The following is a 16,940-nucleotide window of genomic DNA, read 5'->3' as shown; positions in this document are numbered from 1 at the left end:
ATCGGCCCATGCGCAGGCATTGTTATCCTCCAGAAACATGACAAAAGGACGGGAGGATCACGCTAAATATCGCGTACCCCTGTAGGAGCTGCCGAAGGCTGCGATCTTTTGATCCTGATCTTGAAAAGCAAGATCAAAAGATCGCAGCCTCGTTTCACTCGACAGCTCCTACAGGGGATTGTGTGTCCGGGCAATCGTCTTCCTTTATTAATAACAATAGAAAGCAGAGGTCACCGGTGGAGCAACAAGCCTTTCAGGTATTGATCGTCGAGGATGACCAGCGACTGGCCGAACTGACGCGCGATTACCTGCAAGCCAATGGACTGCGCGTGGACATCGAAGGCAACGGTGCGCTGGCAGCGGCGCGGATCATCAAGGAGCAGCCGGATCTGGTGATCCTCGACCTGATGCTGCCCGGCGAAGATGGCCTGAGTATCTGTCGCAAGGTGCGCAATGAGTATGACGGGCCGATTCTGATGCTCACCGCACGCACTGACGATGCCGATCAGATCCAGGGCCTCGACATCGGTGCCGACGATTACGTGTGCAAACCGGTGCGCCCACGTCTGTTGCTGGCGCGCATTCAAGCGTTGCTGCGACGTAGCGACACGCCCGAGCCGGTGGCAGAGAAATCCCGTCGCCTGCAATTCGGCCCGCTGGTGGTCGACAATGCCTTGCGCGAGGCATGGCTGAGCGATAACGGCATCGAGCTGACCAGCGCCGAGTTCGACCTGCTCTGGCTGTTGGTGTCCAACGCCGGGCGCATTTTGTCCCGCGAAGAAATCTTCACCGCACTGCGCGGCATCGGCTACGACGGCCAGGACCGCTCGATCGATGTGCGCATTTCGCGCATTCGCCCGAAAATCGGTGACGACCCCGACCATCCACGGCTGATCAAGACCATTCGCAGCAAAGGCTACCTGTTCGTCCCGGAAGCCTGCGTAGACCTGCCGCTGTGAACTCGATCTTCCTGCGCATCTACGGCGGCATGTGCGCAGCGCTGGTTCTGGTGGCGGTGCTCGGTGTGCTGGCGCTGAATCTGCTCAACACCGTACGCAGCGAGCAGTATCGCGAGCGTCTGGCCCACGGCACGTTTTCGCTGATGGCCGACAACCTGCAACCGATGAACGAAACCGAGCGCCATCGTGCGTTGTTGGTGTGGGAACGGTTGCTGGGGATTCCACTAGCGCTGAAGAAGTTTGCCGAGACCGATCTCGATCTGTCCCAGCGCACTCGCGTGCAGCGGGGGCAGGCCCTGGTCGAGCAGACCGGGCCGCACGCGGCCAAGGTCTATCGGATGGTCAGCGACAAGGAACAGCTTGTGCTGGTGGGAGAAGTGCAGCAGATCAGCGAGCAACTGGCCCGCGCAACCATTTACCTGCTGGCCGATGAACTGGTGCGCGTGCCGGTCGCCGAACAGCCCAAACGCCTCGTGCAGATCAAGCAAGAGAAGGGCTTCGGTTTCGATTTGCGGCTGGTCACGGTGAATGACGCCGACATGGACGAAGATCAGAGCCGCCGCGTGGCTGAAGGCGACACGGTGATGGCGCTGGGCAAGGGCGGCGATTCGATCCGCGTGTTTGCCGGCATGGTCGGTACGCCGTGGGTGCTGGAGATCGGCCCGTTGTATCAGATGAACCCGTACCCGCCGGAATGGCTGGTGCTGATTGCTGCGCTCGGCCTGACCTTGATCGGTCTTATCGTTTATCTGCTGGTGCGTCAGCTCGAACGGCGTTTACGCGGTCTCGAGGCGGCGGCCACGCGGATTGCCAAGGGCAGCCTGGAAACCCGGGTGCCGGCGCGCGGCGCGGACTCGGTCGGGCGCCTGGCGTCAGCGTTCAACGGCATGGCCGAGCACTTGCAACAGTTGCTGGCGATCCAGCGCGAACTGGTGCGTGCGGTGTCCCACGAGTTACGCACGCCAGTAGCGCGCCTGCGTTTTGGCCTCGAGATGATCGGAACTGCGACCACACCGCAAGCGCTGGAAAAGTACCGCGAGGGCATGGATCACGACATCGAAGACCTCGATAAGCTGGTCGATGAAATGCTCACCTATGCGCGGCTGGAGCAAGGTTCGCCGGCGCTGACCTTCCAGCGCATCGACCTGGACGCATTGGTCAATCAGGTGATCGAGGAGCTGGCGCCGTTGCGCGCCGAGGTCACCGTGCAGCGTGGTTTGTGCCTGTCCGCCGCAGATAACGATGATGCCTGGGTGGAAGCTGAGCCGCGTTATCTGCACCGGGCATTGCAGAATCTGGTGAGCAACGCCATGCGTCATGCGCGCTCGAGCGTGACGGTGAGTTATCAGGTCGGGCAATTGCGCTGTCGCATCGACGTCGAGGATGACGGGCCGGGCGTGCCGGAAGTGGCGTGGGAGCGGATTTTCACGCCGTTTCTACGCTTGGATGACAGCCGCACACGAGCGTCGGGCGGGCATGGTTTGGGGCTGTCGATTGTGCGGCGGATCATCCACTGGCATGACGGCCGGGCGATCATTGGCAAGAGCAAGAGTCTGGGCGGGGCTTGCTTTAGCCTGAGTTGGCCGAGGAATCAGGAACGCCGGTAATTCTTGTGTTGGCCGCGATGCCGCCTTCGCGAGCAGGCTCGCTCCCACAGGGGAATGCATTTCAAAATGTGGGAGCGAGCCTGCTCGCGAAGAGGCCTGAACAGACGCTGAAAGATTTCAGGCCTGAATGCTGACCAGACTCAACAAATGCCCATCCTGCACCCCGAACTGCGCCTCCAGTTCAGTGCCGTTGCGCCATTCAGCAGACAAGTCCGTCAACAACCGCAACCGGACTTCACCGGCCTCAGTCCACTCCAGCACTTCAGCATGCTCGAAATAAAAGCGCTGCTGCACGATCGGGTACAGCGCCTTGAACAAACTCTCTTTCACCGAGAACGTCAACGTTACCAGCAGCGCCAACTGCTCCCGTGGCCCGGCAGTCATGCGCTGCATTTCCGCCGGCGTGAGAATCTCCCCGGCCAGACGCTCGGCACGTTCGGTACTCAGCAGATTTTCCAGATCCATACCCAAACCGCGCCAGTGCTGCTTGCTGGCGACAATCGCTGCCGCGCGTCCGGTGCTGTGAGTGATCGAGCCGCAAATATGGGCTGGCCAGATCGGCGCGCGATCTTCGCCAATCGCCGGGACAATGCAGCTGCCTTCCAATTGCTGCAACGCCGCGCGGGCACAAATCCGCCCGGCGAGAAATTCTGCCTGTCGCTTGGCTACTGAACGTTGAATGCTTGGCGGCGCAACGACGGCGCTACGTTGGAAATCATCGCCGAGTAGTCGTGCCGGGTCGAAATGGGTGCTGAGCAGCACGGTGTCGGGCAATACCGTTGGCAACGGCCAGTGGCTGTCGAGCGCGGTGCAGCAGGCGGGGAGGGCGGGGGTGAGATTCATGGCGCGCATTTTGCCGGTTAGTCGAGACAAGGTCGAGATTGGCGGTGAAGCTTTCGCGAGCAGGCTCGCTCTCACACTGGATCTATGCCGCCAAGTAGATCCCCTGTGGGAGCGAGCCTGCTCGCGAAGGCCGCGCCGCGGTCTCTCTGATCAGCTAAAGATTTTCTGGAAAAACGCTTTCATGTCCGCCCAGGATTGTTCATCCGCTGCCTTGTTGTAACCGATGTCCGGGCCACCGTGCTCGCCATGGCTCAGGCGATCGGCATCCGGATTGGTAAAGCCATGCTTGGCGCCATCCAGGCTGACAAATTTATAGTCAGCGCCGGCCTTGTCCATTTCCGCTTTGAACGCCGTGACATTGTCGGCCGTGACCATGCTGTCCAGTGCGCCGTGCTCGACCAGAATCTTCGCCTTCACACTGCCGGGCGTCGCTGGGGTTTTGGTCGCCAGCGCACCGTGGAAACTCACCACCCCCGCCAATGGCTCACCTTGACGCGCGGCGTTGAGCACTACGCCACCGCCGAAGCAGTAACCGATGGCGGCGATTTTGTTGACGTCGGTCTGCGGCTGTTTCTTCAGCAAATTCAGCCCCGCCTCAAAGCGCTTGCTGGAAGCCGCGGCGTCCTGAGTCGCTGCCTGCATGAACGCCATCGCGTCTTTCGGGTGCTCGGTGTTCTTGCCTTCGCCGTACATATCGATCGCCAGGGCGCTGTAGCCGAGCTCGGCCAAATCCCGCGCACGGCGCTTGGCGTAATCGTTCAAGCCCCACCATTCGTGCACCACGACGACACCCGGACGCTTGCCTTTGATGGCGTCGTCATAGGCGTAGTAGCCAATCAGCTTGGTGCCGTCGGCGCTCTGGTAGGGGATTTCTTCAGTCTTGATCGCAGCCTGAGTAAGGCTGCTGACAGCCAACAACGTTAGGGCAAGGAACAGGCGCATGGTCGGGTCTCCTGACAATAAAAGGTCAAAACAGCCTAGTTCATTTGGTTCAGGTCAGGTTCAGAGACGGTTCAGGGGCGGTACAGGGGGAGGTCAGTAACCTTGCGCCATACCCAAACAGCACTGTGAAAGAGGAAATACCCATGACTCGTTTTAACAAACTGTTGCTGGCATTGAGCGTAATGAGCGCCAGTATTGCGGCCCAGGCCGACACCACTTCGAACTTCGCCGGCCTGACCTTCGGCCAGACCAGTGACAAGATCGACAAGTCCCATGCACTGAACAACAACCTCGACCACCCGAACGCCACTGGCGCCATCGACGGCAACAACACCTACGGCGTACGCCTCGGTCAGCAAAACAGCCAGGGTCGTTACTACGCCACCTACGACAACGTGTCGGGTTCGCACAATGGCATTAAACTGCGTCAGGAAAACCTGTTGGGCAGCTACGATCTGTTCTACCCGGTGGGTGGCAGCACCAAGCTGTTCGGCGGTGCAACGGCCGGTCTGACCAAACTGACTCAGGAGTCGCCAGGCTTTAGCCGCGACAGTGATATCGGTTATGCCGTCGGCGGTCAGCTCGGTGTGTTGCAACAAGTATCGCAAAACACTTCGGTCGAACTCGGTTACCGTTACCTGCGCAGCAACGCCAGCACCGAGATGAGCGAGCGCGGTGGCAGCAAGCAAGGCTCGCTGGATTTGACCAGCAGCGCGCAGACTTACCTGTCGGCCAACTACAATTTCTAAGGAGCGAATCGCCTTGGAACCCTGTGGGAGCGAGCTTGCTCGCGAAAGCGATGTTTCATTCAACATCATCGTTGACTGAATAACCGCCTTCGCGAGCAAGCTCGCTCCCACAGTGGTTGTGGAGATTTCAAGTGATTAGGAGAAGTCATGAAACTGTTGGTCGTCGAAGATGAAGCGCTGTTGCGCCATCACCTGCAAACCCGCCTGACGGAAAGTGGTCACGTGGTCGAATCCGTGGCCAATGCCGAGGAGGCGCTGTACCAGACCGGGCAGTTCAACTTCGACCTGGCGGTGATCGATCTCGGCCTGCCGGGCATGGGCGGTCTCGACTTGATCCGCCAGTTGCGCGCGGGCGGCAAGACCTTCCCGATCCTGATCCTCACCGCGCGCGGCAACTGGCAGGACAAGGTCGAAGGCCTCGCCGCCGGTGCCGACGATTACGTGGTCAAACCGTTCCAGTTCGAAGAACTCGACGCGCGCCTGAATGCCTTGCTGCGCCGCTCCAGCGGTTTCACCCAGTCGACCATCGTCGCCGGGCCGCTGCTGCTCGACCTCAATCGCAAACAGGCCACCCTCGACGAGCAACCGCTGGCGCTGACCGCCTACGAGTACCGCATCCTTGAATACCTGATGCGTCATCACCAGCAAGTGGTGCCCAAGGATCGCTTGATGGAGCAGCTCTATCCGGATGACGACGAGCGCGATCCGAATGTCATTGAAGTGCTGGTCGGCCGTCTGCGCCGCAAACTCGAAGGCCCGGCCGGGTTCAAGCCGATCGACACCGTGCGCGGCCTCGGCTACCTGTTCAATGAGCGCTGCACTTGATTCGTTCTCTTCGCGTTCGCTTGATGCTCGCCGCCACCACGTTGGCGGTGTTGTTTATGCTCGCCTTGCTGCCGGCGATGCAAGGCGCGTTCAGCCTGGCGTTGCAAGACTCGATCGAGCAGCGCCTGGCCTCGGACGTGACCACGCTGATCTCGGCCGCGCGCATCGAAAACGGTCGGCTGGTGATGCCCAATCAGTTGCCGGATGAGCGTTTCAACCTCACCGATTTCCGTTTGCTCGGCTACATCTACGACCGCGAAGGGCATCTGGTCTGGCGCTCGAAAGCCACCCAGGAAGAGCAGATCAACTACAAGCCACGCTATGACGGACTCGGTAACGAGTTCGCGCGGATCCGCGAAAGCAACGGCCAGGAATTCTTCGTCTACGACGTTGAGGTCAAGCTGCTCGGCGGCAAAAGCGCGGCGTTCAGCATCGTCGCCCTGCAACCGGTGCGCGAGTACGAAACCACCCTCGAAGGCCTACGCGAGAATCTCTATCTGGGCTTCGGTGCTGCGTTACTCGTGTTGCTGGCGCTGTTGTGGATCGGTCTGACCTGGGGCCTCAAAGCCTTGCGCCGGCTCAGTCAGGAACTCGACGAAATCGAGGGCGGCACCCGTGAAAGTCTGACTGAGCAACATCCGCGCGAACTGCTGCGCCTGACCGGCTCGCTCAACCGTTTGCTGCACAGCGAACGGCAACAGCGCAGTCGTTATCGCGATTCCCTTGATGACTTGGCGCACAGCCTGAAAACCCCGTTGGCGGTGCTGCAGGGCGTCAGCGAGGACATGGCCCAACGTCCCGAAGAACGCGATCAGGCCTGGGTGCTGCAAAGCCAGATCGAACGCATGAGCCAGCAGATCAGCTATCAACTGCAACGGGCCAGCTTGCGTAAAAGTGGACTGGTGCGACACCAGGTGCGCCTGCAACCGGTGCTCAAAAGCCTTTGCGACACGCTGGACAAGGTTTACCGCGATAAACATGTGCGGGTGGCGTTTGATCTGCCCGAGCATTGTTATGTGCCGATCGAGCAGGGCGCGCTGCTGGAGATGCTGGGCAACTTGCTGGAGAACGCCTATCGCCTGTGTCTGGGCGAAGTGCGCATCAGCGTGCGCGAGACCCTCGCCGGGATCGAACTGTGCGTCGAAGACGACGGCCCGGGCGTACCGCCGGACCAGCGTGCACGGATTCTGGAGCGCGGTGAAAGGCTGGATGCCCAGCATCCGGGGCAGGGCATCGGGTTGGCGGTGGTCAAGGACATTATTGAAAGCTACAACGCCAAACTGGCGTTGGGTGATTCGCCGATGGGTGGGGCGGCGTTCAGGATTCATTTTCCGGCGGTGTGATTGCGAGTGCCCTCACCCCAGCCCTCTCCCAGAGGGAGAGGGGGCCGACCGAGGTGTCTGGCGCTTTACATCGACCTGAAATAGCCAGTCGATTATGGATTCAGTAGCGATGTTTCAGGTCGGCGTACTTCTTGAGCATCCCCCAATCAGTCCCCTCTCCCTCCGGGAGAGGGTTAGGGTGAGGGGCTTTTGATTTATAGCCTCATTGCTCCTGCGCCCGATAAGCCCCCGGCGTCAGCCCCGTCCACTTTTTGAACGCCCGATGAAACGCCGACGGCTCGGAGAACCCGAGCTGCTCGGCAATCTGCTGCAACGACAGATCCGCCCGCCCCAAATGATAAATGGCGATATCCCGCCGCAACTGATCCTTCAACTCCTGAAAGCTGCTGCCTTCCTCACGCAAGTGCCGACGCAAGGTCTGCGGGCTGATGTGCAAGTGCGCCGCCACCGCCTCGAGATCCGGCCAGTGTGCCGTGTCGCGACTGAGCAAGCGGCGCAGGCGACTGCTCAGGCTGTCACCGTCGTCCGGGCGTGAGAGCAGGTCGGCGGGGGAGCGTTCGAGGAAATGTTTGAGCGTGCGTTCGTCCTGCAACAGCGGCATGTGTAGATATCTGCTGTGGAACAACAGGCTGCTTTGCTCGGTGCCGAAAGTCAGCGGGCAGGGGAACAACAAGTCGTATTCAGCGCCGTGCTCGGGGCGTGGATAGCTGAAGCTCGCCTGTTCAAGGCGAATCCGCTGGCCAATCAGCCAACTGCCGAGGCGATGCCAGATCACCAGCAGGCTCTCGGTGAGAAAGTGATCCGGGTCCCACATCTGCGAATCATCGAGGCTCAAACGTACCCATTCGTCTTCACGTGTCAGGCTCAGGCGCGGGGCTTCGGGGAATAGGCTATAAAACAGTAAACCGCGTTGCAGGGCTTTCTCCAGATTGCGGCAGTGAATCGAGGCGTGGCACATCATGGCGAAACTGCCGGGTTTGCTTGGCGCGTTGCCGAAACCCAGGTATTCGTCGTCCAGCGCCAGCCACAGGCCCTGAATCAACCGGGTGAATTGTTCCGGAGCTATGCGCGCACGCGGCTCATCGAGCAGTTCCGGGCTGATGCCCAGTTGCAACAGCAGGCCCGAGTAATCGAACCCTTGGCGGCGCGCACCACCGAGGGCGGCGCGGGCGAAATGACTGGCAATGGTGCGTTCGCGCATAAGCGGCAGATCCTTCCTCAGGCGCCGGATGGTAGCCGGCGGCTGGACACGCCTACAAGGCGGATTTCCGCCAAATTGTAGGACGAGAGGCGGTGAGTTGGCGGAAATCCGCCACACTTGAGTCACCGGATGGTGACACCCATGAGCCTGTAATCCCTGATATCAAAAGGCTTGCAGGCAATCGCACCAAAGTGGCACGACGTTTGCGATACAAGCCACAGAAGCGTGCGTTTCGCCCTGATGGAAAACGCTGCTCCAACAACAAATCCCTCCAGTGCAGGAGGGTTCGCAATTCAGGTTTCGCGGTCAACAGATGGATGTTGCCACGCGAGGCTCTTGAGGAAATCTGCAATGACGACTCGTCAGCCACTGTACAAATCCCTGTATTTCCAGGTGATCGTTGCCATCGCCATCGGCATCCTGCTTGGTCACTTCTACCCTCAGACCGGTGTAGCCCTCAAGCCGCTGGGTGACGGGTTCATCAAACTGATCAAAATGGTCATCGCCCCTATCATCTTCTGTACCGTTGTCAGCGGCATCGCCGGCATGCAGAACATGAAATCCGTGGGCAAGACCGGCGGCTATGCGCTGCTGTACTTCGAAATCGTTTCCACCATTGCCCTGCTGATCGGTCTTATCGTGGTCAACGTTGTGCAACCGGGCGCCGGCATGCACATCGACGTCACCACCCTGGACGCCTCGAAAATCGCCACTTATGTGACGGCCAGTAAAGACCAGAGCATTGTCGGTTTCCTCCTCAATGTAATCCCGAACACTATCGTCGGCGCGTTCGCCACCGGTGACATCCTGCAAGTGCTGATGTTCTCGGTGATCTTCGGCTACGCCCTGCATCGCCTGGGTTCGTACGGTCGTCCGCTGCTGGACATGATCGATCGCTTCGCCCATGTCATGTTCAACATCATCAACATGATCATGAAACTGGCGCCACTCGGTGCACTGGGCGCCATGGCGTTCACCATCGGTGCCTACGGCGTCGGCTCGCTGGTGCAACTGGGCCAGTTGATGATCTGCTTCTACATCACCTGCATCCTGTTCGTGGTGGTGGTGCTGGGTGCGATCTGCCGTGCTCACGGTTTCAGCGTGTTTAAGCTGGTGCGCTACATCCGTGAAGAGCTGTTGATCGTACTGGGCACGTCCTCGTCGGAATCGGCATTGCCACGCATGCTGATCAAGATGGAGCGTCTGGGCGCGAAGAAATCCGTAGTCGGTCTGGTGATCCCGACCGGTTACTCGTTCAACCTCGACGGTACTTCGATCTACCTGACCATGGCGGCCGTGTTCATCGCTCAGGCGACCGACACCCACATGGACATCACTCACCAGATCACCCTGCTGCTGGTATTGCTGCTGTCCTCCAAAGGCGCGGCTGGCGTGACCGGTTCGGGCTTCATCGTACTGGCCGCGACCCTGTCGGCGGTAGGTCACCTGCCGGTGGCCGGTCTGGCGCTGATCCTCGGTATCGACCGCTTCATGTCCGAAGCCCGCGCACTGACCAACCTGGTCGGTAACGCAGTAGCCACCATCGTGGTTGCCAAGTGGGTCAAAGAGCTGGATACCGACCAACTGCAAACCGAGCTGGCCTCGGGCGGTCGCGGTATCTCTGACGAGCGTGAAGAAGATGACCTGGGTGTGGCTGAAGGCCCAACCCCAAGCAATGTGAAGTAAGCATTGCTTGCCTGGAAAAACCCGCTTCGGCGGGTTTTTTCTTGCCTGATATTTGAGCGTAACGGTCACACCCGCTGACATTTGCGGTGATTGCCGTTCGCGGCATCGCTGCCTAGGCTGAGTGCATCGCCCAAGGAGTTCACCCATGTCCGCACCGCTGGCCTCACTGAAGATCCTCGATTTCTCGACACTGCTACCGGGGCCGTTCGCCTCATTGTTGCTGGCGGACATGGGCGCTGAAGTGCTGCGCATCGAGTCACCGACGCGCCTGGACCTGCTGCGGGTGTTGCCGCCGCATGATGGCGGAGTTTCGGCCAGTCACGCTTACCTGAACCGCAACAAACGCAGCCTGGCGCTGGATCTCAAGCAGCCCGAGGCGCTGGAAGTGATCAAGCAATTGCTGGCCGATTACGACATCGTCCTCGAGCAGTTTCGCCCCGGTGTGATGGAGCGCCTGGGCCTGGGTTATGAAGCGCTGAAGGCGATCAATCCGAAGCTGATCTACGTGTCGATCACCGGTTACGGCCAGAGCGGGCCGTACAAGGATCGCGCCGGGCATGACATCAATTACCTGGCGCTGGCGGGGCTGGCCAGTTACACCGGTCGCGCCGACAGCGGGCCGTTGCCGCTGGGCATGCAAGTGGCGGATGTTGCCGGTGGTTCGTTGCACGGGGTGATCGGCTTGTTGGCGGCAGTGATTGCGCGTCAGCAGAGTGGGCAGGGCACGCATCTGGATGTGAGCATGACCGATTGCGCGTTCAGCCTGAATGCCATGGCGGGGGCGGGATATCTGGCGTGCGGAGAAGAGCCGGAGTGGGAAGACCAGATGCTCAACGGCGGCAGCTTCTACGATTATTACCGCTCTCGCGATGGCCGCTGGATGTCGGTGGGCAGTCTGGAACCAGGCTTTATGCAGCAACTGTGTACGGCGTTGGGGCGGCCGGAGTTGGCCGCGCAAGGGCTGTCCCCAAAGCCTGAGCAGCAGCGGGCGTTGAAATACGCACTGACGGTCGAGTTTGAAAAACATGACTTTGCTGAACTATGTGAAATGTTTGCCGGGATCGATGCGTGTGTCGAGCCGGTGTTGAGTCTGGGTGAGGCGGTGCGCCATCCGCATTTGCAGGCTCGGGAACTGGTGACGCAGGTGCCGCGTGGGGATGGCACGACGCAGGCGCAAATGGCCTGTCCGTTGAAGTTTTCCGAAGCGTTGCCGGCGCCGCGGCATGTTGGCGCGGCGTTGGGGCAGCATACGGATCAGGTGTTGGCGGAGTTGGGGTTGAGTCCTTCGAAAATTGAAGAGCTGCGCCAGGCCAAAGTCATTCTTTAGTGCCTGTGCCGACCCTTTCGCGAGCAAGCTCGCTCCCACAGGAGAATGCATTCCAAGGTGGGAGCGAGCTTGCTCGCGAAGAGGCCAGTACAGGCAATAAAAAACTGACTATTCGACGCGCATCTCACCACTGAACACCAAGGTATTCCGGCAGCGCCGACACAGGTAGCGCCGCCCCTGCCGCACCAGACTATGGCGCTGTGCCGAAAACGGAAAATCACTGTCGGCACACGGGCATTTGTAGATATAGCGGGTCACGCTGCGGCGCTTGATTGCATAGGTGTGGCAGCGATCCGGCGGCAGTTCGTAAACGCCGCGCATGATCAGTTGCCATTCCTCGCCGTGGGGCTGAATGCGCTCCCCGAACAGCTGATGGGCGATCAGGTGCGCGACTTCGTGGGCCACGGTCTGCTTGAGGAAGTGTTCGGTGTTTTCCCGGTACAGCTGCGGATTGAAGCGCAGCAGATTCTCGTGCAGATGCGCGACACCAGCTTTTTGCCCGCGCAGCTTGAGACTGACGACAGGGCGTGGGAAAGAACGTTTGAAAAAGGATTCAGCGAGTTGGTAACAGTCTTCGACGCGGGTATTGAGTTGCTCGGGCATGCTTGATGGATCTCCAGAGGCGTCGAGTATGCCGCAACGCTGTGGACTTGCGAATCGTCGAGCTGCCGAATGGTCATTCTTGAAACGACAAGGCCGCCTTGCGGCGGCCTGTGATCAGCCTGTCGAGTCAGTTCGTATACACAGGCCCGACGCCCAGCCCCCAGACAATCACGGTGAATGCCATGATGGCCACCAGCACCACCAGACCCACCGCCAGCACCGAGCTGGAAAACAGGAAGCCCTCGTCCGACGGAATATTCATGAAAGTCGGCAGACCCACATACAGCAGATAAACCGTGTAACAGATGGCCGCCGTGCCGACGATCATCCCCAGCCACATATGTGGATACAGCGCCGCCAGCCCACCGACAAACAACGGTGTCGCGGTGTAGGTGGCGAAGGCCACGCAACGTGCCAGGCTTGGATTGGCGTCATAAGTGCGCGCCATCCAGTGCACGAAAGCGCCCATCACTGCGACCCCGCCGAGCATGGCCAGGTACGACATGATCGTCATCCACAGTGCGCTTTCAAAGGTCAGCATGACCGGCGCGCGATTACCGATCACCCAGCCGACCTGGGTGGTGCCGATAAACGCCGAGATTGCCGGAATCGCCGCCAGGATCAGCGTGTGGGTGAGGTACATGTGGCTGATGCTTTCCTCTTGGTCGCCACGGATTTCCTTCCATTCCTGATCGGGGTGGGTGAAAAGTCCCACTACGTGATGGATCATGCCAGTCACTCCTCTTGTTATTGCCATCGCCCCCCAGCGGAGCGCCTACGGGCCAAGGTGGCCGAGCAAATACAGGTCTTCAGATTGTGTGCGACCTTATGTCGCAGTATAGAAAGGTCTTACCCGCACAGGTATTAGGGGCTTAGAGCAAATCGCGCTGTAAACAGGGCGGGTAATCGCCTCGGGGTCTGTTAACGCGTCGTCGGCTGGCCGCGACAACCTGTGCCCACAACCCCGGGGTTTTTGCGTAAAATGCCGGCCTTTCGTCACACCTCACGGATTTCGCGTCATGGGCACTCTTACGGTCAACCAGAACAAACTGCAAAAGCGCCTGCGCCGTCTGGCCGGCGAAGCGGTCGCCGATTTCAACATGATTGAAGATGGCGACAAGGTGATGGTCTGCCTGTCCGGCGGCAAGGACAGTTACACCATGCTCGACGTGCTGCTGCACCTGCAGAAGGTTGCCCCGATCAAGTTCGAGATCGTCGCGGTGAACATGGACCAGAAGCAGCCGGGCTTCCCTGAGCATGTGCTGCCGGCCTATCTGAAAGAACTGGGCGTCGAGTATCACATCGTCGAGAAAGACACCTACTCGGTGGTCAAGGAACTGATCCCGGAAGGCAAGACCACTTGCTCTCTGTGCTCGCGCCTGCGTCGCGGCACGCTGTACACCTTCGCCGACGAAATCGGCGCGACCAAAATGGCCCTCGGTCACCACCGCGACGACATCGTCGAGACGTTCTTCCTCAACATGTTCTTCAACGGCAGCCTCAAAGCGATGCCGCCGAAGCTGCGCGCCGACGATGGTCGCAACGTGGTGATTCGTCCGCTGGCGTACTGCAACGAGAAAGACATTCAGGCTTACTCGGATTTGAAAGAATTCCCGATCATCCCGTGCAACCTCTGCGGTTCGCAGGAAAACCTGCAGCGTCAGGTGGTCAAGGAAATGCTTCTGGACTGGGAGCGCAAGACCCCCGGTCGAACTGAAAGCATCTTCCGCAGTCTGCAGAACGTGATCCCGTCGCAACTGGCCGACCGCAACCTGTTCGACTTCACCAGCCTGAAGATCGACGAGACCGCAGCTTCGCGCTTCGTCAACGTCGTCAATCTGTAAACCCGATCCATGTGGGGGCGAGCTTGCTCGCGAAGGCGTCGTGTCAGCCGACATCCGTGTTGAATGACAGACCGCTTTCGCGAGCAAGCTCGCTCCCACAGTGTTTTGTGTTCACAGGTAAAATTTCATTTTCAATTCCCAGGAGAGGGCATGCGCGATTACAAGTGGCTGCACGAATACTGTCTGAACCGCTTCGGTTCGGCGGCTGAACTGGAAGCCCATCTGCCCGTTCCCAAGACCCCGACGCAATTGCGCAAGATCAGCGACGACCGCTACCTCTCGACCATGGCCCTGCGCGTATTCCGCGCCGGCCTCAAGCACAGTCTGGTCGACGCCAAGTGGCCGGCCTTCGAGGAAGTGTTCTTCAAGTTCGACCCGGAAAAAGTCGTGCTGATGAGTGCCGAACACCTTGAGCGTCTGATGCAGGATGCGCGGATCATTCGTCATCTCGGCAAGCTGAAAAGCGTGCCGCGCAATGCGCAGTTCATGCTCGATGTGGAGAAGGAGAAGGGCAGTTTCGGCGCGCTGATCGCCGACTGGCCGGTGACTGATATCGTCGGTCTGTGGACGTACCTGAAAAAGCACGGTCATCAACTCGGCGGGCTGTCGGCGCCACGGTTTTTGCGCATGGTCGGCAAAGATACGTTCGTGCCGAGCTACGACGTGGTGGCGGCGCTGAACGCTCAGAAGATCGTCGACAAGGTGCCGACCAGTCTGCGTGATCTGGCGATCGTGCAGGATGCGTTCAACCAGTGGCATGAACAGAGCGGCGGCCGGGCAATGAGCCAGATTTCGATGATGCTCGCTTACACCGTCAACCATTAAGACCGCGTCGCCCCATTCGCGAGCAGGCTCGCTCCCACAGGGGAACACATTCCAAATGTGGGAGCGAGCTTGCTCCGGGCGGCGTTCCGACGAAGGCGTCCGTTTAGGCGACGGAGATCTCGCCTTCACCTGCCAACTTGCGATTCAACTGATACCGCCACCGCACATACAGCAGCGCCGAGCAGAACACCGCCAGGCTCGCAACCATCTCCAGCACGCCAAACCACTGTCGGTTCGGGTCATACGCCGCCAGTGCGCCCTTGATGAAATACAGATTCACCACAAAACACATCCACGAATGCCCACGGGCGCTGCCCATGATCATCGCCGGGGCAAGGACGATCCACGGGATCAACTCGACCAGCAGAATCACCCACGGCCGTGCACCGTGCAGGTCGGCGAAGACCAGATAGTATGCAGCGAGCAATCCGGCCAAAGCGAAAAAGCTCAGCAGGCTGACAACCCGCATCGCTTTCACGCGCGGCGCAAGCCACTCGACACTCGGCAGAATCTTCGGCTTCTTCGCCATCTCAGCCCACCAGTTTCTGAGCGGTTTTCGCCAGCCGCAGACCCAGCGCACGGCACAGCGCCACTTCGTGCTGATCGAGGCCTTTTTTACCGTCAGCCCCAGCGTGATGACTGGCACCGTAAGGCGTACCGCCGCCCTGGGTTTCCAGCAGCGCCGATTCGCTGTAAGGCAGACCGGTGATGAGCATGCCGTGGTGCAGCAACGGCAACATCATCGACAGCAGCGTGGTTTCCTGACCGCCGTGCAGGCTGGCGGTGGAGGTGAACACGCCGGCTGGTTTGCCGACCAGCGCGCCGGTCAGCCAGAGGTTGCTGGTGCCATCGAGGAAGTATTTCAGCGGTGCGGCCATGTTGCCAAAGCGCGTTGGGCTGCCGAGGGCCAGACCGGCGCAGTTCTTCAAATCATCGAGAGTGGCGTAGAGCGCGCCTTCGTCCGGTATGGCCGGGGCCACGGCTTCGCACTCGGTAGAGATTGCCGGCACGGTGCGCAAACGCGCTTCGAGACCGGCCTGCTCGACACCACGGGCAATCTGCCGGGCCATCTCGTTGGTCGAGCCATTGCGGCTGTAATACAGCACCAGAATGTACGGCGCGCTCACGGCAACAACTCCAGGATATTTTCCGGCGGACGACCGATGGCGGCTTTGTCGCCGACTTCGAGAATCGGTCGCTCCATCAGTTTCGGGTGCTGAGCGATGGCTTCGATCAACTCCGCTTCGCTGAGGCTTGCGTCAGCCAGCTGAAGCCTTTTGTATTCATCTTCCCCGGTGCGCAGCAACTGGCGTGCGCCGATCCCGAGCTTGCCGAGCAGGGCCTTGATTTGCGCCGCGCTCAAAGGGGTTTCGAGGTAACGCACGACGTTCGGGGTCAGGCCGCGGGCTTCAAGCAGCTCCAGCGCGCTGCGGGATTTCGAGCAGCGCGGATTGTGATAAAGCGTCAGATCGGTCATGGCGGGTCGCTTCTGGCGTAAAGTGGCGGCTATTCTAACTGTGCAGCGCGCAATCCAGAACCTTCGGAGGCAATGGGTCGCAGGCGCCTTCAAATTTTCACAAGGAACACGACATGACACGGCGATTGGCAGCGGCATTGACGATAATCGGGGCGTTGATGCTGGGGGGCTGCGGCAATGATTACGGTATCGACCAGAATGGTCAGAAAGTTGCGTCCGAGCGTTTGGACAAACAATGGGTAGTGCTCAACTACTGGGCCGAATGGTGCGGCCCGTGCCGGACCGAGATCCCGGAACTCAATCATTTGGCGGATGAGCTGAAGAGCAAGAACGTTGGCGTGTTCGGGGTGAACTTCGACAATGTGCAGGGCGTAGAGCTGAAAGACGCCAGTGAAAAACTGGGCATCAAGTTCACCGTGCTGGCGCAGGATCCGGCAGAGCTGTTCGAGTTGCCGCGCAGTGAAGCGCTGCCGGTGACGTACATCATCGACAACAAGGGCAAGGTGCGTGAACAGTTGATGGGGGAGCAGACGGCGGCTGGAGTGATGGCCAAGCTTGAGGCTCTGCAGGCGACCCAGTAACGTCAAAAGCCCCTCACCCCAGCCCTCTCCCGGGGGGAGAGGGGGCCGACCGAGGTGTCTGGCGAGTTACAGCGACCTGAGAGATCGAGTCGATTGTAGACTCGCCAAAGCAAGATCCAGTCGATTAT

At 59.8% G+C, this 16,940-nt stretch carries 18 protein-coding genes; 10 read left to right on the top strand and 8 right to left on the bottom strand.

Features of this window, described 5'->3' with window-relative positions; genetic code table 11:
* The first annotated feature begins 236 nt into the window (after positions 1-236).
* Complete coding sequence (locus ACRRSD_RS07840; protein ID WP_435037712.1) at positions 237-959, top strand: response regulator; 723 nt, start codon at positions 237-239, stop codon at positions 957-959.
* Positions 956-2,566 carry an ATP-binding protein gene (locus ACRRSD_RS07835; protein ID WP_435037711.1) on the top strand — a complete coding sequence of 537 codons (1,611 nt, stop codon included), beginning with the start codon at positions 956-958 and terminating at the stop codon, positions 2,564-2,566. The genes ACRRSD_RS07840 and ACRRSD_RS07835 overlap by 4 nt, the downstream gene beginning before the upstream one ends.
* Before the next feature lie 117 nt (positions 2,567-2,683).
* On the opposite strand, the gene ACRRSD_RS07830 is transcribed toward ACRRSD_RS07835, so the two are convergent.
* Both ACRRSD_RS07830 and ACRRSD_RS07825 read right to left on the bottom strand, forming a co-directional pair.
* Entirely contained in the window at positions 2,684-3,409 is a 726-nt protein-coding gene (locus ACRRSD_RS07830) for a 4'-phosphopantetheinyl transferase family protein (RefSeq protein ID WP_435037710.1), read from the bottom strand.
* 150 nt (positions 3,410-3,559) lie between these two features.
* Positions 3,560-4,351, bottom strand: coding sequence for a dienelactone hydrolase family protein (locus tag ACRRSD_RS07825; RefSeq protein WP_435037709.1), 792 nt, complete (start codon positions 4,349-4,351; stop codon positions 3,560-3,562).
* A 143-nt stretch (positions 4,352-4,494) separates the two neighbouring features.
* Here ACRRSD_RS07825 and ACRRSD_RS07820 point away from each other — a divergent pair, with 143 nt between their 5' ends.
* The 3 genes from ACRRSD_RS07820 to ACRRSD_RS07810 all read left to right on the top strand — a co-directional run bounded on the left by ACRRSD_RS07820 (position 4,495) and on the right by ACRRSD_RS07810 (position 7,268).
* The gene (locus tag ACRRSD_RS07820; protein ID WP_435037708.1) at positions 4,495-5,100 is read left to right on the top strand and encodes a hypothetical protein; all 606 of its coding nucleotides are present in this window, start codon (positions 4,495-4,497) and stop codon (positions 5,098-5,100) included.
* Positions 5,101-5,247: 147 nt separating this feature from the next.
* Positions 5,248-5,925 carry a response regulator transcription factor gene (locus tag ACRRSD_RS07815; RefSeq protein ID WP_016987432.1) on the top strand — a complete coding sequence of 226 codons (678 nt, stop codon included), beginning with the start codon at positions 5,248-5,250 and terminating at the stop codon, positions 5,923-5,925.
* Positions 5,922-7,268: an ATP-binding protein gene (locus ACRRSD_RS07810; protein WP_435037707.1), complete on the top strand. Its 1,347-nt coding sequence runs from the start codon at positions 5,922-5,924 to the stop codon at positions 7,266-7,268. The genes ACRRSD_RS07815 and ACRRSD_RS07810 overlap by 4 nt, the downstream gene beginning before the upstream one ends.
* A gap of 202 nt (positions 7,269-7,470) precedes the next feature.
* Here the strand turns inward: ACRRSD_RS07810 and ACRRSD_RS07805 are convergent, their stop codons facing one another.
* Positions 7,471-8,469 (bottom strand): AraC family transcriptional regulator, encoded by a 999-nt coding sequence (locus ACRRSD_RS07805; RefSeq protein ID WP_435037706.1) that lies wholly within the window; start codon positions 8,467-8,469, stop codon positions 7,471-7,473.
* Between the two features lie 351 nt (positions 8,470-8,820).
* Here ACRRSD_RS07805 and ACRRSD_RS07800 point away from each other — a divergent pair, with 351 nt between their 5' ends.
* Positions 8,821-10,155, top strand: a complete 1,335-nt coding sequence (locus ACRRSD_RS07800) for a dicarboxylate/amino acid:cation symporter (protein WP_435037705.1) — start codon at positions 8,821-8,823, stop codon at positions 10,153-10,155.
* A gap of 145 nt (positions 10,156-10,300) precedes the next feature.
* The gene (locus ACRRSD_RS07795) at positions 10,301-11,482 is read left to right on the top strand and encodes a CaiB/BaiF CoA transferase family protein (RefSeq protein WP_435037704.1); all 1,182 of its coding nucleotides are present in this window, start codon (positions 10,301-10,303) and stop codon (positions 11,480-11,482) included.
* A gap of 108 nt (positions 11,483-11,590) precedes the next feature.
* On the opposite strand, the gene ACRRSD_RS07790 is transcribed toward ACRRSD_RS07795, so the two are convergent.
* Both ACRRSD_RS07790 and ACRRSD_RS07785 read right to left on the bottom strand, forming a co-directional pair.
* Positions 11,591-12,085: a SprT family zinc-dependent metalloprotease gene (locus ACRRSD_RS07790; protein WP_007917517.1), complete on the bottom strand. Its 495-nt coding sequence runs from the start codon at positions 12,083-12,085 to the stop codon at positions 11,591-11,593.
* Positions 12,086-12,212: 127 nt separating this feature from the next.
* On the bottom strand, positions 12,213-12,815 hold the full coding sequence (locus ACRRSD_RS07785; protein WP_102901694.1) for a Yip1 family protein: 603 nt from the start codon (positions 12,813-12,815) through the stop codon (positions 12,213-12,215).
* A gap of 289 nt (positions 12,816-13,104) precedes the next feature.
* Here ACRRSD_RS07785 and ttcA point away from each other — a divergent pair, with 289 nt between their 5' ends.
* Both ttcA and ACRRSD_RS07775 read left to right on the top strand, forming a co-directional pair.
* Complete coding sequence (ttcA, locus tag ACRRSD_RS07780; RefSeq protein WP_038367448.1) at positions 13,105-13,929, top strand: tRNA 2-thiocytidine(32) synthetase TtcA; 825 nt, start codon at positions 13,105-13,107, stop codon at positions 13,927-13,929.
* Positions 13,930-14,079: 150 nt separating this feature from the next.
* On the top strand, positions 14,080-14,754 hold the full coding sequence (locus ACRRSD_RS07775; protein WP_435037703.1) for a DNA-3-methyladenine glycosylase I: 675 nt from the start codon (positions 14,080-14,082) through the stop codon (positions 14,752-14,754).
* A gap of 103 nt (positions 14,755-14,857) precedes the next feature.
* Here ACRRSD_RS07775 and ACRRSD_RS07770 read toward each other — a convergent pair whose 3' ends face one another.
* The 3 genes from ACRRSD_RS07770 to arsC are packed head-to-tail and all read right to left on the bottom strand — an operon-like array spanning position 14,858 to position 16,231.
* Positions 14,858-15,283, bottom strand: coding sequence for a DUF2069 domain-containing protein (locus ACRRSD_RS07770; protein ID WP_095123039.1), 426 nt, complete (start codon positions 15,281-15,283; stop codon positions 14,858-14,860).
* A 1-nt stretch (position 15,284) separates the two neighbouring features.
* Positions 15,285-15,881 carry an NAD(P)H:quinone oxidoreductase gene (gene wrbA / locus ACRRSD_RS07765; RefSeq protein WP_093442184.1) on the bottom strand — a complete coding sequence of 199 codons (597 nt, stop codon included), beginning with the start codon at positions 15,879-15,881 and terminating at the stop codon, positions 15,285-15,287.
* Positions 15,878-16,231: an arsenate reductase (glutaredoxin) gene (arsC, locus tag ACRRSD_RS07760; RefSeq protein ID WP_435037702.1), complete on the bottom strand. Its 354-nt coding sequence runs from the start codon at positions 16,229-16,231 to the stop codon at positions 15,878-15,880. The genes wrbA and arsC overlap by 4 nt, the downstream gene beginning before the upstream one ends.
* A gap of 113 nt (positions 16,232-16,344) precedes the next feature.
* Between arsC and ACRRSD_RS07755 the strand changes: the two genes are divergently transcribed.
* On the top strand, positions 16,345-16,812 hold the full coding sequence (locus ACRRSD_RS07755; RefSeq protein WP_102901697.1) for a TlpA disulfide reductase family protein: 468 nt from the start codon (positions 16,345-16,347) through the stop codon (positions 16,810-16,812).
* Positions 16,813-16,940: the final 128 nt, after the last annotated feature.

The sequence above is a fragment of the Pseudomonas neuropathica genome (assembly GCF_051174785.1).
GTDB classification, from domain to species: Bacteria; Pseudomonadota; Gammaproteobacteria; order Pseudomonadales; family Pseudomonadaceae; genus Aquipseudomonas; species Aquipseudomonas neuropathica_A.
The sequence above is the reverse complement of the archived record's forward strand: the minus strand, read 5'-3'. Positions and strand labels throughout refer to the sequence as shown.